The sequence below is a fragment of the Vibrio sp. YT-19(2023) genome (genome assembly GCF_033337395.1).
In genome coordinates this window covers 1-511 of the sequence record NZ_JAWOQN010001195.1, presented here as the reverse complement: position 1 = coordinate 511, position 511 = coordinate 1, and the positions used below count along the sequence as shown (strand labels likewise).

General features: G+C 48.5%; 1 pseudogene. It reads left to right on the top strand.

Annotated features, from left to right (window positions below):
- Positions 1–511 (top strand): annotated as a pseudogene (locus R7E78_RS30800) (hydrolase); the annotation flags it as partial.

The window sequence follows — 511 nt, the reverse complement described above, 5'->3', positions numbered from 1 at the left end:
ACCCTGATTACCGTGGGCTTCGCTTGGGCCGACGTCTTTACGACGCGCGCAAAGAGTTATGCCGCAGCAAAAACTTTAAAGCGATACTAGCCGGTGGCCGCATTCCGAATTACCACCAATACGCGGATGAACTGAGCGTTGCAGAGTACATCGACAAAGTAAAACGCCGCGAATTGCACGACCCGATCCTCTCATTCCAGCTTGCGAATGACTTTGATGTTAAACGCATCATGCGTGGCTATTTGCCAGAAGATAACGCCTCAAAAGGCTACGCCACGTTGCTAGAGTGGGATAATTTTTTCTACGAGGAAGACATTCAATCCGTTCACGACATCGAGAAAACCTTGATTCGCATTGGCGTGGTGCAATGGCAAATGCGCGCGATGAACGATTTGGAAGACTTGCTCGATCAAGCCGAGTTTTTTATCTCCTCTCTGGCCAACTACAAAGCCGACTTTGCTTTGTTTCCTGAGTTCTTCAATGCTCCGTTGATGGGATTGCAAAACGATCA